Origin of the sequence: Bauldia sp., from assembly GCF_020442045.1 — a bacterium.
GTDB lineage: Bacteria > Pseudomonadota > Alphaproteobacteria > Rhizobiales > Kaistiaceae > Bauldia.
Genome location: NZ_JAGRLA010000141.1, coordinates 1 through 22,715, shown reverse-complemented (window position 1 = coordinate 22,715; position 22,715 = coordinate 1). Strand labels below are relative to the sequence as shown.

Annotated in this window: 20 protein-coding genes and 1 pseudogene; 8 read left to right on the top strand and 13 right to left on the bottom strand. The window is 66.9% G+C overall.

The window, feature by feature from the left end:
• The first annotated feature begins 69 nt into the window (after nt 1-69).
• On the top strand, nt 70-1,287 hold the full coding sequence (locus KDJ86_RS15810; protein WP_291747934.1) for an MFS transporter: 1,218 nt from the start codon (nt 70-72) through the stop codon (nt 1,285-1,287).
• Between the two features lie 76 nt (nt 1,288-1,363).
• Here KDJ86_RS15810 and KDJ86_RS15805 read toward each other — a convergent pair whose 3' ends face one another.
• Nucleotides 1,364-1,624 carry a DUF1344 domain-containing protein gene (locus KDJ86_RS15805; protein WP_291747931.1) on the bottom strand — a complete coding sequence of 87 codons (261 nt, stop codon included), beginning with the start codon at nt 1,622-1,624 and terminating at the stop codon, nt 1,364-1,366.
• 251 nt (nt 1,625-1,875) lie between these two features.
• Here KDJ86_RS15805 and KDJ86_RS15800 point away from each other — a divergent pair, with 251 nt between their 5' ends.
• Nucleotides 1,876-3,051, top strand: a complete 1,176-nt coding sequence (locus tag KDJ86_RS15800; RefSeq protein WP_291747929.1) for a fumarylacetoacetate hydrolase family protein — start codon at nt 1,876-1,878, stop codon at nt 3,049-3,051.
• Between the two features lie 41 nt (nt 3,052-3,092).
• On the opposite strand, the gene KDJ86_RS15795 is transcribed toward KDJ86_RS15800, so the two are convergent.
• The 7 genes from KDJ86_RS15795 to KDJ86_RS15765 all read right to left on the bottom strand — a co-directional run bounded on the left by KDJ86_RS15795 (nt 3,093) and on the right by KDJ86_RS15765 (nt 11,683).
• Nucleotides 3,093-4,277, bottom strand: coding sequence for a benzoate/H(+) symporter BenE family transporter (locus KDJ86_RS15795; protein ID WP_291747928.1), 1,185 nt, complete (start codon nt 4,275-4,277; stop codon nt 3,093-3,095).
• Nucleotides 4,278-4,406: 129 nt separating this feature from the next.
• On the bottom strand, nt 4,407-5,465 hold the full coding sequence (locus KDJ86_RS15790) for a polysaccharide deacetylase family protein (protein WP_291747925.1): 1,059 nt from the start codon (nt 5,463-5,465) through the stop codon (nt 4,407-4,409).
• A 26-nt stretch (nt 5,466-5,491) separates the two neighbouring features.
• Nucleotides 5,492-6,514 carry an NAD(+) synthase gene (gene nadE / locus KDJ86_RS15785; protein WP_521085303.1) on the bottom strand — a complete coding sequence of 341 codons (1,023 nt, stop codon included), beginning with the start codon at nt 6,512-6,514 and terminating at the stop codon, nt 5,492-5,494.
• Between the two features lie 5 nt (nt 6,515-6,519).
• Nucleotides 6,520-8,070: a class I adenylate-forming enzyme family protein gene (locus KDJ86_RS15780; RefSeq protein WP_291747920.1), complete on the bottom strand. Its 1,551-nt coding sequence runs from the start codon at nt 8,068-8,070 to the stop codon at nt 6,520-6,522.
• Between the two features lie 18 nt (nt 8,071-8,088).
• A complete protein-coding gene (locus KDJ86_RS15775; RefSeq protein WP_291747917.1) occupies nt 8,089-8,364 on the bottom strand; it encodes an acyl carrier protein in 276 nt (91 codons plus the stop codon).
• 23 nt (nt 8,365-8,387) lie between these two features.
• Nucleotides 8,388-10,349: an asparagine synthase (glutamine-hydrolyzing) gene (gene asnB, locus KDJ86_RS15770; RefSeq protein ID WP_291747914.1), complete on the bottom strand. Its 1,962-nt coding sequence runs from the start codon at nt 10,347-10,349 to the stop codon at nt 8,388-8,390.
• 188 nt (nt 10,350-10,537) lie between these two features.
• Nucleotides 10,538-11,683, bottom strand: a complete 1,146-nt coding sequence (locus KDJ86_RS15765; RefSeq protein WP_291747911.1) for a GNAT family N-acetyltransferase — start codon at nt 11,681-11,683, stop codon at nt 10,538-10,540.
• Between the two features lie 180 nt (nt 11,684-11,863).
• Between KDJ86_RS15765 and KDJ86_RS15760 the strand changes: the two are divergent.
• Nucleotides 11,864-12,070: pseudogene (locus KDJ86_RS15760) on the top strand (nucleotidyltransferase domain-containing protein); the annotation flags it as partial.
• Between the two features lie 275 nt (nt 12,071-12,345).
• On the top strand, nt 12,346-12,717 hold the full coding sequence (locus KDJ86_RS15755; RefSeq protein WP_291747938.1) for a HEPN domain-containing protein: 372 nt from the start codon (nt 12,346-12,348) through the stop codon (nt 12,715-12,717).
• A gap of 7 nt (nt 12,718-12,724) precedes the next feature.
• Here KDJ86_RS15755 and KDJ86_RS15750 read toward each other — a convergent pair whose 3' ends face one another.
• Together KDJ86_RS15750 and KDJ86_RS15745 are read right to left on the bottom strand one after the other, a co-directional pair.
• Nucleotides 12,725-13,516: an ATP-binding cassette domain-containing protein gene (locus tag KDJ86_RS15750; RefSeq protein ID WP_291747908.1), complete on the bottom strand. Its 792-nt coding sequence runs from the start codon at nt 13,514-13,516 to the stop codon at nt 12,725-12,727.
• Nucleotides 13,513-14,592, bottom strand: coding sequence for an ABC transporter permease (locus tag KDJ86_RS15745; RefSeq protein WP_291747905.1), 1,080 nt, complete (start codon nt 14,590-14,592; stop codon nt 13,513-13,515). The genes KDJ86_RS15750 and KDJ86_RS15745 overlap by 4 nt, the downstream gene beginning before the upstream one ends.
• A gap of 373 nt (nt 14,593-14,965) precedes the next feature.
• Here KDJ86_RS15745 and KDJ86_RS15740 point away from each other — a divergent pair, with 373 nt between their 5' ends.
• The 4 genes from KDJ86_RS15740 to KDJ86_RS15725 are packed head-to-tail and all read left to right on the top strand — an operon-like array spanning nt 14,966 to nt 19,630.
• Complete coding sequence (locus KDJ86_RS15740; protein WP_291747936.1) at nt 14,966-16,204, top strand: ROK family transcriptional regulator; 1,239 nt, start codon at nt 14,966-14,968, stop codon at nt 16,202-16,204.
• Between the two features lie 50 nt (nt 16,205-16,254).
• Entirely contained in the window at nt 16,255-17,187 is a 933-nt protein-coding gene (locus tag KDJ86_RS15735; RefSeq protein ID WP_291747902.1) for a carbohydrate kinase family protein, read from the top strand.
• Nucleotides 17,187-18,362, top strand: a complete 1,176-nt coding sequence (uxuA, locus tag KDJ86_RS15730; protein ID WP_291747899.1) for a mannonate dehydratase — start codon at nt 17,187-17,189, stop codon at nt 18,360-18,362. The genes KDJ86_RS15735 and uxuA overlap by 1 nt, the downstream gene beginning before the upstream one ends.
• Nucleotides 18,359-19,630, top strand: a complete 1,272-nt coding sequence (locus KDJ86_RS15725; protein ID WP_291747896.1) for a glycerate kinase type-2 family protein — start codon at nt 18,359-18,361, stop codon at nt 19,628-19,630. The genes uxuA and KDJ86_RS15725 overlap by 4 nt, the downstream gene beginning before the upstream one ends.
• Before the next feature lie 9 nt (nt 19,631-19,639).
• On the opposite strand, the gene KDJ86_RS15720 is transcribed toward KDJ86_RS15725, so the two are convergent.
• The 3 genes from KDJ86_RS15720 to KDJ86_RS15710 all read right to left on the bottom strand — a co-directional run.
• Nucleotides 19,640-21,166, bottom strand: a complete 1,527-nt coding sequence (locus KDJ86_RS15720) for a calcium-binding protein (RefSeq protein WP_291747893.1) — start codon at nt 21,164-21,166, stop codon at nt 19,640-19,642.
• 151 nt (nt 21,167-21,317) lie between these two features.
• The gene (locus tag KDJ86_RS15715; protein ID WP_291747891.1) at nt 21,318-21,953 is read right to left on the bottom strand and encodes an SGNH/GDSL hydrolase family protein; all 636 of its coding nucleotides are present in this window, start codon (nt 21,951-21,953) and stop codon (nt 21,318-21,320) included.
• Nucleotides 21,954-22,091: 138 nt separating this feature from the next.
• A partial coding sequence (locus KDJ86_RS15710) for an FAD-binding oxidoreductase (RefSeq protein ID WP_291747888.1) occupies nt 22,092-22,715 on the bottom strand: 624 nt, incomplete at its 5' end.

The window sequence follows — 22,715 nt, the reverse complement described above, 5'->3', positions numbered from 1 at the left end:
TGTGGTTAGAATTGGGCCTCCATAGGTTGCCTGTTCCGCATCCTCGCGGGAAAATTGCCGTCCCGACACATGAATACCGCCGAAGCCAGCGAGCCGGGCGCCCCGGCCCAGATCACCGCCGTCGCGGTCCTGACCGCGATCAGCCTGTCGCATTTCCTCAACGACATGATGCAGTCGTTGCTGCCGGCGATCTATCCGATCCTGAAGGAGTCCTTCCATCTCGATTTCGCGCAGATCGGCTTCATCACCCTTGCCTTCCAGTTCACCGCCTCGCTGCTGCAGCCGCTGATCGGCCTCTATACCGACCGCTGGCCGAAGCCCTATTCGCTGACGGCCGGCATGGGCTCGACGCTGGCCGGCCTGGTCCTGCTTTCGGTGGCGCATGCCTACTGGGTCATCGTCGTCGGCGCCGCCATGGTCGGGCTGGGATCGGCGATCTTCCATCCCGAATCGTCGCGGGTGGCGCGCCTCGCCTCCGGCGGGCGCTTCGGCCTCGCGCAGTCGGTCTTCCAGGTCGGCGGCAATGTCGGCACCGCGATCGGGCCGCTGCTCGCCGCGCTGATCATCGTTCCTTTCGGCCAATCGAGCATCGCCTGGTTCTCGGTGGCGGCGCTGCTCGGCATGATCGTCCTGTTCAACGTCGGCACCTGGTACCGGAACCGGATCCCGTCGTATCGCACCGGCGGACGGATTCCGGTCGTGGCAACGCACGCCCTGCCGCCCGTCCGCATCCTCGTCGCGCTCGCCATCCTGACGGCGCTGATCTTCTCCAAGTTCATCTATCTGAGCAGCCTGACGAGCTACTACACCTTCTACCTGATCGACCGCTTCGGGGTTTCGGTGCAGCAGTCCCAGGTGCTGCTCTTCGTCTTCCTCCTCGCGGTCGCCACCGGAACCGTCGCCGGCGGCCTGATCGGCGACCGCTATGGCCGCAAGATCGTCATCTGGGTGTCGATCCTCGGGACCCTGCCCTTCACGATCGCGCTGCCTTATGCCGGCTTCTACGCGACGGTGGGGCTGTCGATGATCATCGGGCTGATCCTCGCCTCCGCCTTCTCGGCCATCGTCGTCATGGGCCACACCCTGCTGCCGTCGCGGATCGGCATGATCTCCGGCCTCTTCTTCGGCTTCGCCTTCGGCATTGGCGGCCTCGGCGCGGCGGCGCTCGGCGTGCTTGCCGACCACACCAGCATCACCACGGTCTTCAAGGTCTGTTCCTTCCTGCCGGCGGTCGGTCTGCTCACCGTCTTCCTTCCCAACGTCGACAGGAAGCGACCCGCCCGATAGCCGGTTCCGGGTAGGCCGAAAAGGAAAACGGCGGCGGAATGCCCGCCGCCGCACCATGATTGCTGACAGGCCGCGTCTAGTTCGCCGGTTCGATCCAGGTTGCGATCAGGTCGCCATCGTCTCCGTCCTCGAACTCGACGGTCACGCTTTCGCCGATCTCGAGCGCGTCGATATCGACATCCTCGGACAAGAAAAAGGTCTCGCCGGTGTCGAGGGTGACGGCTCCGACTTCCACGTCAATGTCGGAAATCTTTCCACGCATCTCCTCGGCGAATGCACCGCCCGATCCGACAGCAAGCAGGAACGCGGCGCCGGCTGCGACCATCAACTTACCCATGCTGGTACCTCTGGAATGCTCCTCGCGGTGGCCCCGTCGAGGCAGCGGACACCCCCCATGCCCGCGAGCAATCTACCGTCCTTCCGGTTCGGCAAGAAGTAGCCCGCGCCGGAATATTTTCGCTGCCCGGCGGCGAGGACGGATACCCTCCGAAGGTGCGCCCGATCGCCGCGACAAGCCCCGCGACTTGACGGGGCCCGCCCGAGGCTGACACATGCCGGGACAACGAACCGGAACCGGGGAAACGCCTGATGCCACTTGAAACCAGCACCGAATTCGCGCTGCCCGAGGACTCGGACGAGGCGACCCTGGTCGGCCGCGTCTGGCGTCCCGACAGGGACGGCCCCTCGGTGGCCGTGCTGCGCGGCGCCGAGGTGGTGGACATCAGCGCCGCCGCCGCGACGATGAGCGACCTCTGCGAGATGCCGGAACCGGCGGCCTTCGCCCGCGACGCCTCCGGCGAACCGGTCGGCCTTGCCGGCGAGATCTTCGCCAATACGCCGCGCGCCGCCCGCGACCCGTCGAAGCCGTGGCTGCTTGCCCCGGTCGATCTCCAGGCGATCAAGGCGGCCGGCGTGACCTTCGCCGTCTCGATGCTCGAGCGGGTGATCGAGGAACAGGCGCGCGGCGTGCCGGACAAGGCGGCCGCGATCCGCACCGAGATGCAGGCGGCGATCGGCGACGACCTCGCCCGGCTCGAGCCGGGCTCCGACCAGGCGATGGCGCTGAAGGAGCTGCTCGTCGGCAAGGGGATGTGGTCGCAATATCTCGAGGTCGGCATCGGCCCCGACGCCGAGGTCTTCACCAAGGCGCCGTCGATGGCGGCCGTCGGCCATCTCGCCGAGATCGGAGTCCGGGCCGATTCGCGCTGGAACAATCCCGAGCCGGAGGTGGCGCTGGTCACCGCCTCGACCGGCAAGATCGTCGGCGCGACGCTGGGCAACGACGTCAATCTCCGCGACTTCGAGGGACGGTCGGCGCTGCTCCTCGGCAAGGCCAAGGACAACAATGCCAGCGCCTCGCTCGGTCCCTTCATCCGCCTCTTCGACGACCGTTTCAGCCTCGACGACGTTCGCCGCGCGGAAATCCGGCTGACCGTCGACGGCCCCGAGGGCTACCGGCTCGACGGGTCGAGCGCGATGAGCAGGATCAGCCGCGATCCGGCCGACCTGATGGCCGCCACGATCGGCCGCAACCACCAGTATCCGGACGGTGTCGTGCTCTATCTCGGCACCATGTTCGCGCCGATCGAGGATCGCGACGTGCCCGGCGAGGGCTTCACCCACAAGGTCGGCGACATCGTCACCATCGCTTCGCCGAAGCTCGGCCGCCTCTCCAACGCCGTGGTCCATTCGGCCGATGCCGAACCCTGGACGTTCGGGACGGCCGCGCTGATGCGGAACCTCGCCAGGCGTGGACTGCTCTAGGCGGCGCGACGCTCCGCCGGCCCCGGCGGCGCGGGCTCAGCTCAGATATCCTCGGATTGCGGCAGGTGGCGTTCCGAAGCCGGCTTCGCGCGGAAGCGCATGATCGCCATCAGCGCGCCACCGGCGACGAGCCCCCAGAAGGCGGCGCTGACACCGAAGAAGGAGAGGCCGGAAGCGGTGGTGATGAAGGTGATCACCGCCGGCAGGCGGACCTCCTCCTCGGCGACGGCGGAAGCCAGTGAGCTGCCGATGCTGCCGAGCAGCGCCAGCCCGGCCACCGCCTGGATGAGGAGCGGCGGAGTCTGGGCGACGAAGGCGGCGGCATAGGCGGCGCCTAGGCCGAGGATGACATAGGCCACGCCCGCGACGACGGTGGCGACCCAGCGCCGGGCTGGATCGGGATGCGCCTCCGGTCCCGCGGCAAGGGCGGCGGTGATCGCCGCCAGCGCATAGGAATGCGCGCCGAAAAAGGCGGTGGCGACGCCGACCAGGCCGGAGGCGGTGAAGATCGGCCCGACCGCCGGGCGGTAGCCGTTGGCGCGCAGCACCGCGAGGCCGGGTATCGCCTGCGACGCCATCGACACGATGAACAGCGGCAGCGCGAGACCGACCATGACGTCGAAGCTGAAGACCGGCATGACCGGAACCAGCGACGGCAGCCCGATGCTGGTCGCCGACGGCAACGGCGTCGAGATGCCGACCATGACGGCGGTCACCAGCACCGCGACCGGCACCGCATAGAAGCGCGCGAAGCGGAGCGTCACCGCCCAGGCAAGCACGATCGGCAGGGCAAGGGTCGGCAGCTCGGCGACGGCACGGACCGGGGCGAGGCAGATATCGAGCAGGATGCCCGCCAGCATGGCGTTGGCGAGCGGCATCGGGATCGCGGCGACCGCCCGGCCGAAGGGACGCCATATCCCGGCGATCAGGGTCAGCACACCGGCGCCGATGAAGGCACCCACCGCAACCGGGAAGCCGCCGTCATGGGCGCCCGTCGCGATCAGCAGGACAGCGGCGGGCGTCGACCAGGCGAGCATGACCGGCATCCTGAGGCGGATGCTGAAAGCGATGCTCATCAGCCCGGTGAAAGCCGACAGGACGAACAGCCCGGACGCCGCCTCGGCCTGGGACGCGCCGGCCGCATCGAGCCCGGCGAGCACGATCGCAAAGGCCGTGGCAAAGGCGACGACGGCGGTGAGGATGCCGGCCGAAACGAGCTGGATCACCGGGAAGCCACCCGCCGTGGCCGGAAACTGGAGACTTGCTGGAACATCGGATCTGTCTCGGAGGTGGCGGCAACCTAGCCAATCCGCCCGGTCGATCAAGGCCTCGTTTTCGGCCGGTCGCCATTGCGCTCAGGCGGCGTCGACCCGCCTGAACCGGTTGAGCAGCGCGGTCGGGGCGCCGGACAGCAGGACGTCGAGATGGCGGAAGCGCTGGAAGCCGCCATTGACCGAAATCCGCGGCAGCGCCATCAGATGCTCCCGGTGTTCCGGAAAGAGGACGCCGGGCCGGGTGGTGACGCCCGTGACGAAGCCGAGCTCGGCGGCGAGGGCGAATTCGCGCGGGCCCGCGGAACCGGGATCGCCGACCGGATAGGAGAGATGGCGCGGCCTGAAACCGAGCTGCTCCTTGATCCTGCGGGCGCCGATATCGACGTCCTCGCGGGCGGCATCCTCGTCCGCCTTGGCAAGCATGATGTGGCTTTCGGTGTGTGCGCCGATGGTGATCAGAGGCTCCGCCGCGTAGTCGCGGATCTCGTCCCAGTCCATGCAGAGCTCGTGGCAGATGCCGCCGACATCGACACCCGCCTCGACCGCCAGCGCGCGGCAGACCGCCCGCATGTCGCGCTCGTCCGGCAGGCCGCGCAGCGACCAGTAGATCGTCTGGAAGGCCTCGTCCTTCTCCGCATCCGTCGCGGTATCGAAACGGCGCATCTCACCGTCAAGCTCGACCGCGATGCGGTCGCTCGCGGCGATCGCCCGTTCCAGCTCGATCCACCAGAGCTCGCCGCTCCCGTCGGCGAAGCTCGACGGCAGGTAGAGGGTCGCCGGTACGCCGTGGCGGCGGAGAATCGGCAGGGCGTGGTCGCGATTGTCGCGATAGCCGTCATCGAAGGTCAGCGCGACGAAGCGGCGGCCGTGATCGCCGGTCGAGATCCGCCGGTAGACCTCATCCATCGAAACGATGTCGAAGCCGGCGGCGCCGAGCCGGGTGATCACCTCGTCGAAGAATTCCGGCGTGATCTCGAGCGAGCCGTTGGGCTGGAAGCCCTCGGGCCGCGCCGGGCGCACCCGGTGGAAGGTCAGAATCGTGCCGATCCCGGCCAGGAAAGGCCGGGCGAGCCTGTAGCCGCCCGTGAAGTAGAGCGTTTCGAGGCCGGCATGGATCACCGATCTGCCGATACGGGGCACGCTCTCTCTCCCTTCTCCGTCCGCCCTCAGATCCGTGGCGTACCGGCATCCTCCGCGAGGACCGGTTCGACCAGCAGCGGTGGCTCGTGCAGGTAGCGCGTCGTCCGGCGCTTGGCCTCGATGTCACGCCAGACGCGCCCGACATCGGCCGCCGTCAGGCCGATGGCCGCCGCGACGCTCTCGGCCGGCAGCCGGTTGACCAGGCCATAGAGGCAGAGATCCATCTCGCGATACGGCAGGGCGAAATAGAACTCCTCCTGGGTCTGGGCGAGCGACCAGGTATCGGTGGTCGGCGGCCGCATACGGATTTCCTCGGGCGCGCCGAGGCTTCCCGCAAGCTGATAGACCTGGCTCTTGTAGAGATGGGCGATCGGCTTCACGTCGGCCGCGCCGTCGCCGTTCTTGACGAAGAAGCCCTGGTCGTATTCGAGCCGGTTCGGCGTGCCGAGCACCGCGTAGTTGAGCCGGTCGGCGTGGAAATATTCGAGCTGCTTGCGCGCCCGCTGCTTCATGTTGGTCGCGGCGACGACGCCGAGATAGACGTCCACCGGCATCCTCAGCCTGCGCACCTCGCCGTCCGGCGACTGCACGACCAGATAGGTGATGGTGTAGCCCTTGCCCTCCAGCGAACCGGAGATCGCCACCTTGCAGCCCCAGCCCGGGCCGAATTCCGGGACGAGGCGGCGGATGAATTCGTCCCGCCGCTCGTAGCAGGCCGAGGCGGTGAGGATCGGCTCGACATCCTCGACCACCGATTCGATGCCGAGCCAGTCCGCGACCTCGCGGCCGAGCCTGAGGCTCTCCGGATCGGAATCCTTCTCGGGCATCAGCACCGCGAGCACCTTTTCGGGTCCGAAGGCCCTGACGGCGAGCGCCGCCGTGACGGTCGAATCGATCCCGCCGGAGAGGCCGACGACGGCGCCGCGGCGGCGGAGCCGGCGGGCGACCTGTTCGCGCATCCATGCCGCGATACGGGCGGTCTCCGCCTCCGCATCGAGGGTCAGGACCTCGGGAGACAGGGGCGCGAAGGACGGCGCCTCGACAGCCATGTGATTCATTCCGCCGCCTCCATCACCTCTTCCTCGATCAGCCGGCGACTGATCTTTCCGCTGTCCGTCTTGGGCAGGGAATCCCGGAACTCGACCATCTTCGGCACCATGAAGTCCTCGAGATTGGCCGCGCAGTGCCTGAGCACGTCCTTCTCGGTGATCTGCGATCCCGGCGACAGGGCGACGACGGCCTTGATCGCGTGGCCGAGGACCGGGTCGGGGACGCCGACCACCGCCGCCTCGGCGATGCCGGCCAGCCCGTAGAGGGCGGTTTCGACCTCCTTCGGCGCGACCTTCTCGCCGCGCGTCTTGATGATGTCGTCCCTGCGGCCGATGAAATAGAGGAAGCCTTCCTCGTCGGCGCGGAAGAAATCCCCGGTGCGGAGCACCTTTTCCCATGGATAGGGCCCGGGACGGAGCGCCCTGTCGGTGGCATCCGGGTTCTCCCAGTAGCCGCGCATGACATGCGGCCCGCGGATATGGAGCTCGCCGACGATGCCCGGCGCGACCGGGCGCCCTTCCTCGTCGGCGACATAGGCTTCCGTGCCGGGAATGGCGATGCCGACGGAATCGGGGTGCTCGGCAAGGTCCTCCGGCGGCAGGTAGGTGCAGCGCTTGCACTCGGTCAGCCCGTACATCGAGTAGATCCGGGTGAAGGGGAAGAGCACCTGGAGCTGCATGATATGGGTCGGCGGCAGCGCCGCCGCCGTGTTGGTCAGGTAACGCAGATGCGGGAAGCTGCCCGGCGCGAGGTCGCGCATCTGGAGGAGGATCGCCGCCATGGTCGGGACCAGCGGCAGGCCGGTCACCTTCTCCTCGCTCATCCGGTTGAGGATCGCCTGCGGATAGGCGAAGGATTTCTCCAGCACCAGCGTGGCGCCGACCATCGCCGTCATCAGCACCTGGTAGAGGCCATAGTCGAAAGAGATGGGCAGCAGGTTGAGGATGACATCCTCCTCGCGGCTGTCGAGATAGGTGGTGATCGAACCCGCCGCCGCCACCACGTTCTGGTGGGTCATCATCACGCCCTTGGGGAAGCCGGTCGATCCCGAGGTATAGACCAGCATGGCGAGATCGAGCGTGATGCCGGGCGGCGGCAACGCCGGCATGTGATCGCCGGCCACCGTCTCCTCGAAGCCGAGCGAGCCGGCCGTCGCCGGCCCCTTGCCGCCGATCAGCACGACGAAATCCACCGAGGGCGCCGCGATCATGGCGCGCGCGGCGATCGTCGCCAGCCGGCCCTGGGTGACGATCGCCGTCGCCCGGCAATTCTCGAGGATGAAAGCGAGCTTTTCCGCCTTGGTCGACGGATTGACCGGGACGAAGGTCGCGCCGGCCTTGAGCACGGCGAAGATCGAGACGACCGCTTCCCAGCAATTGTCGGTGAAGATCACCACGCGATCGCCGCGGCTCACGCCCCGGCCGAGCATGCCGGCGGCAAGGCGATCCGACATCCGGTCGAGATCGCCGTAGCTCAGCCGGTCCCTGCCGGCGACGACGGCCACCTTGTCCGGCAGGCGCCGGGCGCTGTCGCGGAGGAATTGCTCGACCCGCATGGTCCGACCGGCCCGTGCCTAGGCGGCGACGGACGACGCCGCGCCCTGCTTGCCGGCGACATAGGCGACGATCGCGTCGATCGAATCGAGGTTGTCCGGAATGATCTCCGCATCGGCGACCTGAATCGCGAAGTCGCTTTCGAGGAAGGTGACGAGCTCGAGGATGCCGGTCGAATCGACCAGCCCCGCGTCGAGCAGGGAGGCCGCGCCGTCGAGATTGGCGTCATCCTCGCTGAAAATGAAATTCTCGTCGATGAACCGCCGGATGCGGCTTTCGATTTCGGTGTTGGACATGTCTTGTCTCGGCCTCTGTTTGACTATGCCGCCGCTGTCGCCGGAGGCGCCGCCGCGACCTCCCGCGCAAAGGCGTGATGGAGCAATTGCGTGGACAGGATCCCGACCAGCGCCGTGTTGTCGCGGAAGCCGAGGGATGCCTGGCCGCGGCCCTTGGCGACCAGCTTGTCGACCGCGCGCGGCGCGAAGAATCCGGCCTCGGCGATCGCGGCCGGCGACAGGCGCGCGCCGACATAGTCGGGAGCGCCCTCGCCGAGGAAGGACGGGCTGTCCGGCGCGCGATAGGGCTGCTTGACGCGACTGCCGATCGAAGGCGGCAGGATGTCGGCCATCGCCTCGCGGAGGATATGCTTCTCCCGGAGGCCGCGGATCTTCAGCCGCGGCGGAATCCGCGCGGCGCATTCGACGAGCCGGTGATCGAGGAAGGGGAAGCGGCCTTCCACCCCATGCGCCATCGACATGCGATCGCCCTGGGCGGAGAGGATGTAGCCGGGCAGGAGGTGGGCAGTTTCGAGATACTGCGCCTGCGACAGGGGATGCCAGCGGCGGAAATCGGCCGGCAGGTGGGCGCGGAGGTCGTCCAGCGCGTCATAGCCGTGAAGCTCCTCGCGCATTTCGGCCGAGTAGAAGGCCTTGGCACCGGCCGTCGACTGGAAACGCGGCAGGTGCGAGAAGAGCGGATCGTCGACCGCGTCGAGGCCGGCGCCGAAGAAAGCACTGCGATAGCTTTGCGACTGGCCCTTGAGCGCCGGCAGATAGGGATAGAGGCGCTGGAAGAGCAGGTGCCGCCGCTGCGACTTCGGCTGGGCGGCACAGAAGCGGCGGAGCTTCGCCTCCTTGAAGATGTCGTAGCCGGCAAAGACCTCGTCCGCCCCCTCGCCGGTCAGCACGACCTTGAAGCCGCTGTCACGGACGAGCTTCGACAACGCGAAAAGCGGCGCCGGCGCTGTCCGGACGATCGGCTGTTCAGTGTGGCGCACGACCTCCGGGAACATCGATCCGATGTCGGAGCCGCGGCAGGGCACCGCCATGTGATCGGTACCGAGCGCGCTCACCATCTCCATCTGGAAGGCGCTCTCGTCGAACTCGGCGCTGTCGAAGGTGACCGAGAAGGTGCGCAGGCGCTCCGGCACGATGCGATGGACCGTCGCCGCGATGATCGAGGAATCGAGCCCGCCCGAGAGATAGGCGCCGACCGGCACGTCCGAGCGGAGCCTGATCCGCGTCGCGTCGGTCAGCAGCGACCGCACTTCCTCGGCGATGTCGGTCTCGGAACGGCCGTCGAGGGCGTCGCTGTCGTCAGCATCCGGATAGTCGAGCTGCCAGTAGCGGCGTACCGCTATCTCGCTCGGCGTTGCGACGAGGACATGGCCCGGCGGCAGCGTGCAGACGCCCTTGAAGGCGGTTCGCGGCGCCAGCGGGAACCAGAAGGTGAAGGTCTGGTCGATGGCGACGGGATCGATCTCCGGCCGGATCTGCGGTACCTCGAACAGGGCCTTGGCCTCCGAGGCGAAATAGAGGCACCCGCCCCGCCAGGCGTAGAAAAGGGGACGCACCCCCATCCGGTCGCGCGCCAGCATGAAGCGCCGGGCGCGCCGATCCCACAGGGCGAAGGCGAAATCGCCGTTGAAGGCGGTGACGCAATCCGGCCCCATCTCCTGATAGGCGCGGATGATCACCTCGGTGTCCGAGTCGGTACGGAAGCGATGCCCCCTGGCGATCAGGTCGTCGCGCAACTCGATGAAATTGAAGATCTCGCCGTTGAAGGTCACGACGACATCCCCATCGTCGCTGGTCATCGGTTGCTGGCCGGATTCGACATCGATGATCGACAGCCGCGCATGGCCGAGCCCGACTCCCGGCTCGACATGGATGCCACTCTCGTCCGGCCCCCGATAGCGGATCGCGCCTGCCATCCGGCGCAGCATCAGCTCCGGCGGCTCGTGCGACTGTAGATGACCGAAGTAACCGGCGATACCGCACATCAGGAGACGCTTTCAAAATGTAAACAAGTGATAACCGGCAGGAAACCTGGAGAAATAAGGTTAGTGCCACGTCCTCGGTATTACAAACTCAATCAAAGGAAAGCGTAAATATTAGCTTTCAATCGCAAATATTAGGGTTAACGAATATTTTATGCTTACAGAGCTCGAGACGGAACGCGCTGTCTACATTAGGAAAACAGCCCCCCGATAAGCGCCGACCAGGTCTCGCCGGCGAGCCCGGTTATTAACGCGTCGCCGCTGTGGATAGCGGCAAGCAGCTCGGCGCGCCGGGTGTGGACGACCATCGACGATGCATGGACGAAGACCGCCTTGCGCCGCAGCAAAAGATCGGCGAGCTCCGGCTGGACCCGCCCCCTGACGGCGATCGCGCCGCGGCGCCAGGCATCGGCGATCAGGTCGTCGACCACCTCTTCCGCTGCCTTCGGCGCCGCGAATATGTCGAGGACGAAGGCAATGGCGCCGGGCTGCACGCAATAGAGGTAGGCCCCCACCGGGCGCCCCTTGCGATCGCGGACGATCCGGCGGACCGGCGGACCGAACCGCTCCTTCTCGGAAGCCTGTCCGACGAACCAGGAGAGGCTCTCGCGATTCCAGTCCGGCCGCAGCGGATAGGTCGCGGATAGCGGCAGGACGGCATCGACGAAATCCGATTCGCCGACCTCCTCGCCCCGGTCGCGGGAGGGGTCCACCGGCAGCGGATTGGCGCGGAGTCTTGCGGCACCGCGATCGAACAGCCTTGCAAGGGGAGCGACCGCGGTCGCGGCGCGGGATTTCGTCGCCAGGACATCGACCGCCATCGCCGCCGGCCGCAGGATCCGCAGCCATTCCATGCTGTAGGCCGGCTCGGTCCGGCCACCGAGCCTGTCCCACATCGACCGGGATATCTCGTTGGCGGTTTCGCTGAAGGAGAGGTCCTGGGGACCGTTCAGGTATGAGCGCAGGAGGCGGGCGCCCATCAGCGGGTTGCTGACGGATTTGTCGACCATCAGCGTTCCGCCGACGGCGGCGAGAACCGGTTCGCCGTCGAGCAGCAGGCGATGCGGCCTGACGGCGATGAAGCCGGCAACGGCGCCATCCGCGCCTTCGAAGACCAGCGATGGAAGCCGGGGATCCTGCCAGGGATGCTCGAACAGCTCGCGCCGGAGATGGAGCTCCAGCGACTGACCGCCGGCTTTCCGACCTTGCTGGAAGGTCGTCTGGAACAGCCGCGCGACGGCCGGAATATCGTCGACGCCGCACGGACGTATGCCGCCCGCGGCGACCGGATCGCGCTGATCATTGCTCCGGATGACGCCGGCATCGAGCATTTTCAAGGACCTGGGCTCGGCATTGGACATGCCGGGCCGCGCGGCACCGGCCGTCTACATTGCCACGCGCGCCCCTAACGAAAGCTTGCACCGGAGGCGTTCTTCGATCTTGTCGTGAGGAATTGCATATCCTGAAACGGCGTGAGCATATTGAAGCGGCAACATGCGAGGATCAGCCTTCGTCCAATGGTCACCCTCACCCGCAACCTCTTCGACGTCGTCTCTGGTCAAGCAGTCGAAAGCCTTCGAACTTTCAGTCGTGAAGTCCGGAGGGCGCTACCCGGAAGAATCGCGGGAGTCGTGTCGTTCGGTTCGCGCGCTCGCGGCGATGCGCGTCGCGACTCAGATTACGATGTCGCAGTCTTTGTGAATGATCTTCACGACCGACGTAACGTGGATCATATGCTCTCGGATGTTGCTTATCCGCATATTCTTCGAGGTGTTCATATCGATAGCGATACCCTCTCAATATCTACGGCCTTTGGGCCAGCATCCGCTGGTCGACAGGATCGCCCGCGAAGGGATCGCCGTTTCATGAGGCGCGTCGCGATGAAGCATCCTCCAAAGAAGAAGCACGCAAAGAAGCCGCGAAAATTACCTGTCATACCATTGAGTGACGACGAACGATCAGCGCTCATGCAACAGGAGTTCGATAAGGCGGTGGTGCATTGGAGGAAGCCGAGAGCTTGTCGTCTTGGGGCAAGGCGCCTAATGCCTGCGCACATTCAGCCTATCACGCCATGCACCATTGCGCCGCAGCCGCGCTCCTGGCCGCTGGCGGCATTGGCAAGCGCAAGGACGTGCCGAAGAGCCACGAGCACATCATCGAACACTTCGGAAGGTTGATAGAAAACGAACCAGGCTTCCTTGGGCTCTCGGGAAAGACACTCAGTCGCGCCCGAACGGATCGAGATGTCGCCGACTACCAGTTGGAACGCAGTGTAAGCGGTGCCGACGCGACGGCGACGACTGTTGAAGCACGGAAGTTCGTCGACGCATGCGCAGCGCAATGGGGCTTCGCGAAAAGCTCGGAGCAGTGACCCGAAATCAGGCCGCCTGCTGTTCCGCGCTCGGCGGCTCCATCGCGCCGGTCATGATCGCCACGGCATCCGACATCGAATAGTCACGCGGATTGATCACCGCGATCCGCCGCCCGAGCCGGTGGATATGGATGCGGTCGGAGACCTCGAAGACATGCGGCATGTTGTGGCTGATCAGGATGATCGGCAGCCCGCGCTTCTTGATCTCCATCATCAGCTCCAGCACGCGGCGCGATTCCTTGACGCCGAGCGCCGCGGTCGGCTCGTCCATGATGATCACCCGGCTGCCGAAGGCCGCCGCCCGCGCCACCGCCACGCCCTGGCGCTGGCCGCCGGAGAGAGTCTCCACCTGCTGGCGGATATTCTGGATGGTCAGCAGGCCCAGCGCGTTCAGCTGTTCGCGCGCCTTCTGCTGCATGGTCGACCGGTCGAGGAGTCGCAGCCACTTGCCGAGCGGCCCGCCCTTGCGGACCTCCCGGCCGAGGAACATGTTGTCGGCGATCGACAGCGCCGGCGCCAGCGCCAGGTCCTGATACACCGTCTCGATGCCGGCGGCCCTGGCGTCTTCCGGCCCGCGGAAATGGACCGGCTTGTCCTCCAGCCTGACCTCGCCGGAATCCGGCTGGACCGCGCCGGCGAGCACCTTGATGAGCGTCGACTTGCCGGCGCCGTTATCGCCGATGACACCGAGGATCTCGTTCGGCATGAGATCGAAGTCGGTGTGATCGAGCGCGGTGACGCGCCCGTAACGCTTGACGACATTGCGCGCCTGCAGGACGGGGCTGACAGCTTCGCTCATACCGCGATCCTCCTGATCCACTGATCCATGGCAACCGCGACGATGATCAGCACGCCCACGGTGAATTCCTGCCACAAGGCGTCGAGGCCGGCGAGCGCCAGACCGTTGCGGAACACGCCCACGATCAAGGCTCCGACGAGCGTGCCGATGATCGAGCCGCGACCGCCGAACAGGCTGGTCCCGCCGATCACCACCGCGGTGATCGAATCGAGGTTCGCGGTCTGGCCGGCAAGCGGGCTGACCGCGCCGATGCGGCCGATGAGTATCCAGCCGGCGATCGCGCAGATCAGGCCGGCAAGCGTATAGACCGCCATCAGCGTCCGGTTGGTGTTGATGCCCGCCAGTCGCGCGGCGTCCGGGTCGTCGCCGGTCGCATATATGTGCCGCCCGAAGGCCGTTCGGTTGAGCACGTACCAGATGATCCCCGCCACGACGAGCATCAGGATCGATCCGTAGGTGATCCGGGCGGCGCCGATCGGGATCGCGGTGCCGGTCCATTGCAGCATCGCGGCGGCCGACTCGACGTCCTGCTGACGGAGCGTCTCGCTGCGCGAATAGAAGAGGATCAGCGCGCCGAAGATGCTCCAGGTGCCGAGGGTGACGATGAACGGCGGCAGCTTGAGGCGGGTCACCAATATGCCGTTGACATAGCCGCAGGCCATGCCGGCCAGCAATCCAAGCGGAAAGGAAAGGGCTACCGGAACGCCGTTGACGACCGCCAGCCGGCCCATGACGATCGACGACAGCACCATGATGGCGCCGACCGACAGATCGATGCCGGCGGTGAGGATGATCAGCGTCTGGGCGATGCCGAGCGTGCCGATGATCGTCACCTGTTGCAGGACGAGCGACAGGTTGAAGGGGTGGAAGAACCGATCGCCCACCAGGGTGGTGAAGACGATGACGCCGATCAGAAGGACAATGAAGGGAATGGTCGTCGGAAAGGCGTGGAGAAACTGCTGGAGGCGCTTTATCGGCGACCGGCCCTCCTCCTCGAAGACCACGGCATCCGCCGCTCCCGGCAACACCTGTTCGAACTCCGCCGGACCATGCCGGTTATCGGTTGTGTTGGTCATTTTCCCCCCTTGACCCCCGTGTCCCCTGCCGCGTTCCTCCCGGCAGGGACAGAAAGAGCAGCCCGCAGGCTGCCCTTCAGCCTTCAGTGTAAGCCGATTTCAAAACCAAATCAGCCCCAACAAAGCGACAGGCCCTCCTTCGTGCCAATCGACTGGACGCCATCGACCGGCTTGTCGGTGATCAGCGTCGCTCCCAACCGCCGACACTTGGAGACGACACCAAGCCCCGCTTTGTGTCAATAATAAATCGATCCGATTTACTTATTGACAGCCCGCCGGCAGGCCACCATCGTTCCGGCGCCGCGGCGGGAATTTTGACGCGATGGGAGAATCGCGAATGGCAGAGAGCCGCGACGGATTCGAGATGCCGACCATGACTGATGGCGCCGCCGCGGATGCGGCAAGACCGAGCGCCACGGACCTGTCACGCGGCACGAACCAGACCGGCGTCCGCCTCTATAACGAGCGCCTGGTCCTGTCACTGATCCGCAAGCACGGGAGCCTGCCCAAGGCCGAAATCGCCCGCCAGACCGGGCTGTCACCCCAAACCATCACCGTGATCATGCGCCAGCTGGAGCGCGACGGGCTGGTGGTCAAGCGCGACCGCCGCCGTGGCAAGGTCGGCCAGCCTTCGGTGCCTTTTGCCCTGAATCCGGACGGCGCCTATTCGGTCGGACTGAAGATCGGACGCAGGAGCTGCGACCTGGTTCTCCTCGACCTTGTCGGGACGGTTCGCGACTTCATTCACGGGCCCTTTGACTACCCGACGCCCGCGGCGATCGCGGCCTTCGTCGACCGCGGCATCCGGCAACTGGTCGCGAGACTTGGCGATGGCGATGCCGGCAGGATCGCCGGCCTCGGCATTGCCGCGCCTTTCGAATTGCGGAGCTGGCTCCAGCAGGTCGGCGCACCGCGCGACGTGCTCGACCATTGGCGGACCTTCGACATCGCGCGGGAGATCGGCAGGATATGCCCATGGCCGGTCACCTTGTGCAACGACGCAACCGCCGCCTGCGGCGCGGAACTGGTCCTCGGCAATCCCGGCCAGTATCTCGACTTCCTCTATGTCTTCGTCGGCTCCTTCGCCGGCGGTGGCATTGTCCTGAACGGCAGCCTGTATCCCGGCCGCGACGGCAATGCGGGCGCCATCGGTTCGATGCCGATCACCACCGCCGGCAACGACGGCATGCCGATGATGCAGCAGCTCATCCGCCATGCCTCGATCTACGTGCTGCAGAACCGGCTGGCGGAGGCCGGCCGCGACCCGTCCGTCCTCTGGCTGTCGCCCGGTGACTGGGGCGACCTCGGCGAAATTCTCAACAACTGGATCGACGAAGCCGGCGACAGCCTCGCGCTTGCGGCCGTGACCGCGACGTCGGTCCTCGATTTCGAGGCGATCGTGATCGACGGCGCCTTTCCCACCGCGATCCGCGCCAGGATCGTCGAGCGGGTGGCGGCCAGGGTCGAGCGCTTCGACAGGCAGGGCCTGTCACCCGCGAAGATCGTCGAAGGCAGCGTCGGCACCACCGCGCGCGCCGTCGGCGGCGCCTGCCTGCCGCTGCTCGCCCATTTCACCCGCGACAGCAATCTGCTCTTCAAAGAGACAACATAGCCGGTTATCTGCTAGGCGAACGGGATCAGCGAGGAGAGGTATTCGGCGCCATGATCGTTTGCTGTGGAGAGACACTGATCGATTTCCTGCCGAGGAAAGGCGAGGACGGCGCATCCGTCTTCCAGCCTTTCGCCGGGGGGTCGCTCTTCAACGTCGCGGTCGCGCTCGGCCGCCTGGGAACCCATACCGGGCTGCTCAGTGGCGTCTCGCGGGATTTCTTCGGCGACAGCCTGCTCAATGCCGTGCATGCCAGCAATGTCGACACCAGCCTTTGCGTGCTGAGCGACCGGCCGACGACGCTGGCCTTCGTCTCGCTAACCGACGGCCATGCGAAATATGCCTTCTTCGACGAGGGCTCGGCCGGCCGGATGCTTGTCGAGGCCGAGCTGCCGGAGCTGCCGGCCGAGGTGACCGCGCTGCATACCGGTTCGATCTACCTGATGGCCGAGCCCTGTGGTGCGACCGTCGAGGCGCTGGTCCGCAGGGAAGCACCGAACCGGGTGATCTCCTTCGACCCCAATGTCCGGCCTTCGCTGATCAACGATCGCGACGCGTACCTCGCGCGTCTCGACCGCCTGGCCGGGATGTCGGACATCGTCAAATTCAGCGATGACGACATGGCCTGGATGGCGCCGGATTCGGATTTCGAAACCTTCGCCGCACGCTGGATCGACAAGGGAGCCGGCCTCGTGATCATGACCCGCGGCGCGGGTGGGGCCACGGCGTTGAGCCGGACCGCGACGGCAAGCGTGCCGGCGGTCAAGGTCACGGTCGCCGACACGATCGGCGCCGGCGACACCTTCTCCGCCGCGCTGCTTTCCAGGCTCGACAGCGATGGCCTGCTTGGCAAGGACGCGATCCGCGCGCTGACCGATTCGCAACTCCACACCCAGCTCGGCTACGCGGCCGCGGCCGCGGCGATCACCGCCTCGCGCCCCGGCGCCGACCCGCCCTGGAAGCACGAAATGGAGCAAACATCCTGATGGAGAAGACCTGGCGCTGGTTCGGACCGAAGGACCCGATCCCGCTCGCCCATATCCGCGAGGCGGGCGCCACCGGCATCGTCACCGCCCTCCACCAGATCCCCGGCGGGACCGCCTGGGACGACGACGCGATTGCCGAGCGCAAGGCGCTGATCGAGGCCGAGGGGCTGCGCTGGTCGGTCGTCGAGAGCATCCCGGTGACCAATGCCATCAAGGCCCGGACCGCCGACTGGCGTCACGACGTCGACGTCTGGAAGGACACGCTCAGGGCCCTCGGCCGGGCCGGCATTGATACGGTCTGCTACAACTTCATGCCGATCGTCGACTGGACGCGCACCGACCTCGCCTGGCCGCTGAAATCGGGCCTGGCGCTGCGCTTCGATATCATCGACTTCGCCACCTATGACGTCTTTGTCCTCAAGCGGAGCGGCGCCGACGGCGACTACGAGGCGTCGGTGCTTGCCGAGGCCGAGGCCCGTTTCCGTTCCATGTCCGAGGAGCGCAAGGAGGAGCTGGAGCGAATCATCCTCGCCGGGCTGCCGGGATCCGACTTCGCCTATGACCGGGCGAAATTCACCGACCTGCTCGGGGTCTATGACCGGATGGGCCCCGACGAGCTGCTGCAGAGCCTGACGGAATTCCTCAACGAGGTGGTGCCGGTCGCCGAGGAAAGCGGCATCCGGCTCGGCATCCATCCGGACGATCCGCCCTTCCCGCTCTTCGGCCTGCCGCGTATCGTCTCGACCGAGAGCGATGTCGCGGCACTGCTCGACGCCTATGACAGCCCGGCGAACGGGCTGACCTTCTGCGTCGGCTCCTACGGCTCGCGCGCCGACAACGACCTGCCGGACATGATCCGCGCCTTCGCGCCGCGCATCAACTTCCTGCATTTCCGCAATGTCACGATCGAGGCTCCCGGCATCTTCCACGAGGCGGAGCATCTGGAGGGTGGCGCCGACATGGTCTCGCTCTGCGCCGCGATCCTCGACGAGGAGGATCGCCGCCGCGACGAGGGCCGGGCGGACAGCGCCATCCCGATGCGGCCCGACCACGGCCATCTGCTCCACGCCGACCCGGTCCGCAACGCCAATCCCGGCTATTCCTATGTCGGGCGGCTGAAGGGCCTCGCCGAGCTTTCCGGCATCATCCACGCGCTGACCGCCATACGGCAATGACCGCCGTCGACGATCCGCGCGGATTGCTGACCGCGCTTCTCGATGCCGCCGTGGCGGCGGCGCTTCCCGACAGGGTGGTGCCACCGAACCTGCCGACGCCGCCGGCCGGGCGCACCATCGTCGTCGGCGCCGGCAAGGCCTCGGCCGCGATGGCGAAGGCGCTCGAGGATCGCTGGCAGGGACCGCTCGGAGGACTGGTCGTTACCCGCACCGGACACGGGGTGCCGTGCCGGCGGATCGAGATCGTCGAGGCGTCGCATCCGGTGCCCGACGCGCGGGGCGAGGACGCCGCCCGCCGCATCCTCGGGCTGGTCGGCGAGGCCGGCCCGGACGACCTGGTGCTTTGCCTGATCTCCGGCGGCGGCTCGGCGCTGCTCGCGCTGCCGGCCGACGGACTGACGCTCGCCGACAAGCAGGCGGTCAATCGCGCGCTGCTTGCCTCAGGCGCCGACATAACGGCGATGAACACGGTGCGCAGGCACCTGTCGGCGATCAAGGGCGGACGGCTGGCCGCCGCCGCCTGGCCCGCCCGCATGGTCAGCCTGTTGATCTCCGACGTTCCGGGCGACGACCCGAGCGTCATCGCGTCCGGCCCGACCGTCGCCGACGCGACCACCTTCGCCGACGCCCGCGCAATCATCGCGCGCTACGGCATCACGCCGCCACCGGCGGTCGCCGCCCATCTCGCCGCGGCCGCCGACGAGACACCGAAGCCCGGCGACGAGCGGCTCGGCAACGCGTCGTCGGTGATCATCGCGTCACCGCTCGCCAGCCTCGAGGCCGCGGCGCGGGTCGCCCGCGACGCCGGCGTGACGCCACTGATTCTCGGCGACGCCATCGAGGGCGAGGCGCGCGAGGTCGGCAGGACGATGGCGGGAATCGCGCTTTCATCCCGCGCCCACGGCCAGCCGGTCGCCGCGCCCGCCGTCCTGCTCTCCGGCGGCGAGACGACGGTGACGGTTCGTGGCACCGGTCGCGGCGGCCGCAATGTCGAGTTCCTCACCGGGCTGGCGCTCGGCCTTGGCGGCGCCGCCGGCATCCACGCGCTTGCCGCCGACACCGACGGGATCGATGGCAGCGAGGACAATGCCGGTGCGATCGTCACCCCTGATTCGCTGGCGCGGGCGCGTGAACTCGGCCTCGACGTGCCGGCGCTGATGGACTCCAACGACTGCTATTCGCTTTTCGCCAAGCTCGGCGATCTGGTGATGACCGGCCCGACGCTGACCAACGTCAACGATTTCCGGGCGATCCTGGTCCTGCCCTGAAGACCGGGGTCAGATGACCAGGAAATCCGAGTGGCCGAGGTCGAGGTTCTTGTCGAGCCTGGCGAAGACCTGGTCGCCGCCCTTGGCGCTGCCGTTCTGATCGTAGACCAGCAGGCCCTGCTTCGCGTCGTAGATGACGTGCTGGTCGGATGTCTGAGCCTTCGCGCCCTTGTGGAATTCCGATTCCGGCAGCGCGCCGACCGGGAGCGCGCCGAAGACCTTGTGCGACAGCTCGAGAGAATCGAAGCCGACCTTGAAGTCGGTGATCCGGTCGATGTTCTTCGCCGACAGTCCGGTCGAGAAGACGAACTGGTTCGATCCGCCGCCGCCTGACAGCACGTCCGATTCGCTGCCGCCGTCGAGACGGTCATTGTCGGCCCCGCCCTTCAGCCGGTCCTTGCCGCTGCCGCCGTCGAGATCGTCCTGGCCGACGCCGCCGACCAGCTTGTCCTTGCCGGCGAGACCGTTGAGGTCGTCATTGTCGGCGCCGCCGAAGAGGCTGTCCTTGCCGTTGTCGCCGTTGATGAAATCCTGGCCGATGCCGCCATAGAGGCGGTCGTCCCCGCCGCTGCCATAGAGGCGATCGTTGTCGTCCTCGCCGAAGATGGTGTCCGGCCCGGCGTCGCCATAGAGCTTGTCCTGGCCGAGACCGCCGATGATCTTGTCCCTGCCCCTGCCGCCATAGACCTCGTCATTGTCGGCATCGCCGAACAGCTTGTCGTTGCCGTCGTCCCCATAGATCTTGTCCTGACCGCCGCCGCCATAGATCTTGTCGCGATCGGCGCTGCCGAAGACCCGGTCGTCGTCCTCGCCGCCATAGAGCTTGTCCTTGCCGGTCTCGCCGAAGATCGTGTCCTGTCCGTCGCCGCCATAGGCGACGTCGTTGCCGGCGTCGCCGTGGATCTCGTCATCGTCGTCGCCGCCATAGATGGTGTCGCGGCCGTTGCCGCCGTCGATATGGTCCTGGCCGCCGGAGCCGAACAGCGTGTCGCCGCCGTTGCCGCCGGCGATCTTGTCGTCGCCGAGGCCGCCATGGACCGTATCCTTGCCGTTGTTGCTGTAGGCCTCGCTCCCCTGGTTGTTGAGGGTGATGACGTCGCCGAACCTGGTCCCGTCGACGCGCTGCTTGGAGACCTGGCTGATGATGTTGATCGGATGCTGCCAGAGAATCCCGTCGAGGGCCGGCCTGGTGCCGTTGCCGTAGACGTTGTCGAAGCTCGTCTGGTGGGTGTGCGAGAAGACCGAATCGACGGAATCGTCTCGCGACACCGAGATATAGGCGGTCGCCGAGACCTGGAGAAAGCGGGTGGTCGCGTTGTCGGTCGGCGCCGCGCCCTTGTGATAGGCCCAGTCGACGCCGTTGAGGCGGATCGGCCCGGCGTCGGTCTGGATCTCGATCCAGGGGGTCGAACCGTCCTTGCCGTAGGCGCTGTAGGTTCCCCAGAGCGGCGCGATCGTCGACCACAGGAGCCAGCTCGCGGAATTGACGAAGTCGAGATTCTCCGTCTGGTCGTTCGAGGAAACGTGCGAATACATGCCCTGCCCGCCGCAATGCGCGTTCGCGCAGTATCGGCGGCAAAGCTATCCGAAAGGTGAAGCAGAGCTCGGGGACCGCGGGGTTGTCGCGCGCGCGGCGCAACGGCGGGCGAGACGCCGTTTCGTCGAGCGGGCGGCGGCGGACCTTTGCCTAGTCCCGCAATATCTCCGCTGCGATGGCGATGCCGAGCGCGCTGTGGGCTTCCGGGTCGAGATGGAAGCCGTCATGGAAGCTCGATTCGATCACCGAGCCGGCGTCGAAGAATTCGACCCCGCGGTCTTCGGCGAGGGCGCGATAGAAGCCGGCCAGTTTCTTCGACTTGGGCTCCGCGCCGACGAACATCTCGGCATGCATCGGAAACTCCTCGCGGGTCGGCGCCGGCGAGACGACGATGATCCGCGGCGTCCCTCCCGAGTGACCTGCGCCGGCCGCCTTGACCATGTCGACGAGGACGCCGATGCCATCCGCGATCTCCTGGGGCGATTTGTCGAACCGCGCCTTGAGGTCGTTGGTGCCGAGCATGATGACCACGACGTCGAGCGGCCGGTGGCTCTGCAGGCAGGGACCGAGATACGTACGGCCGTTCTTCTCGGCGCCCTCGACCGGATCATCGGAAATCGTCGTGCGTCCGTTCAGACCCTCCTCGATCACCAGCCAGTCGGCCCCGAGCGCCTCGCGCACTATGCCCGGCCACCGCTCGTCGGGCGCATAGCGATCGTCGGGACGCGAGACGGTAGCGGCGCCCCAGGTGTTGGAGTCGCCATAGCAGAGAACGGTCTTGGGCATTCATTGTCTCCGGGTCTGGATCGGGCACAGACGGCCGCGAGGTGGATTGGAATCGCGTCGAAGGCGATCGAAGGGGCGGAAATCCTACAACGCGGCGCCCGTCCGCGAGAAGAGGTAAACGCCGCGCCGCGCGGGCGCCTAGCTGTCCGGAACCCCGCCCATGGCATTTTCGGCGAGGGCGCCGCCGTAGCGCTCGGTGCGGATCGTCTCGAAGGGCACCCCCAGCTCGAGCAGCAGCACCGTCGCCACCTCGACAAAGGCATTCGAGCCGCAGACGAAAGTGAGCGCCGGCATCATCTCTCCGAAACCGGCAAGCGCCTCGGCGAGCATCATCCGGTCGACGCGACCGGACCTCACGCCGGCGAGGGGTGACGGCTCGCGGGTCAGGGTCAGGATCAGGGCGAGGCCATCCTCCTCCCGCGCCCGGCGCAAGAGCTCCTCACGGAAGATGACCTCGTCCCAGGTCCGCGCGGAATAGACGAGCGTGAATCGCTCGTCCGGGGCCGCGGATGCGCGGCGGCGCAGCATCGACACCAGCGGCACGACGCCCGAGCCGCCACCGACCAGAAACACCGGACCGGGATCGCCCGGCGACCAGTTGAAATGACCGCCGATCGGTCCGCGAATCTCGATCGCGTCACCGACCTCGGCCACGTCGTGGAAGAAGGCCGAGACCTCGCCGTCATCGAGGCGCTCGATGACCAGCTCGATCGCCATGCGCTCCGGAGACGAAGCGATCGAATAGCTGCGCTCGGCCCGATA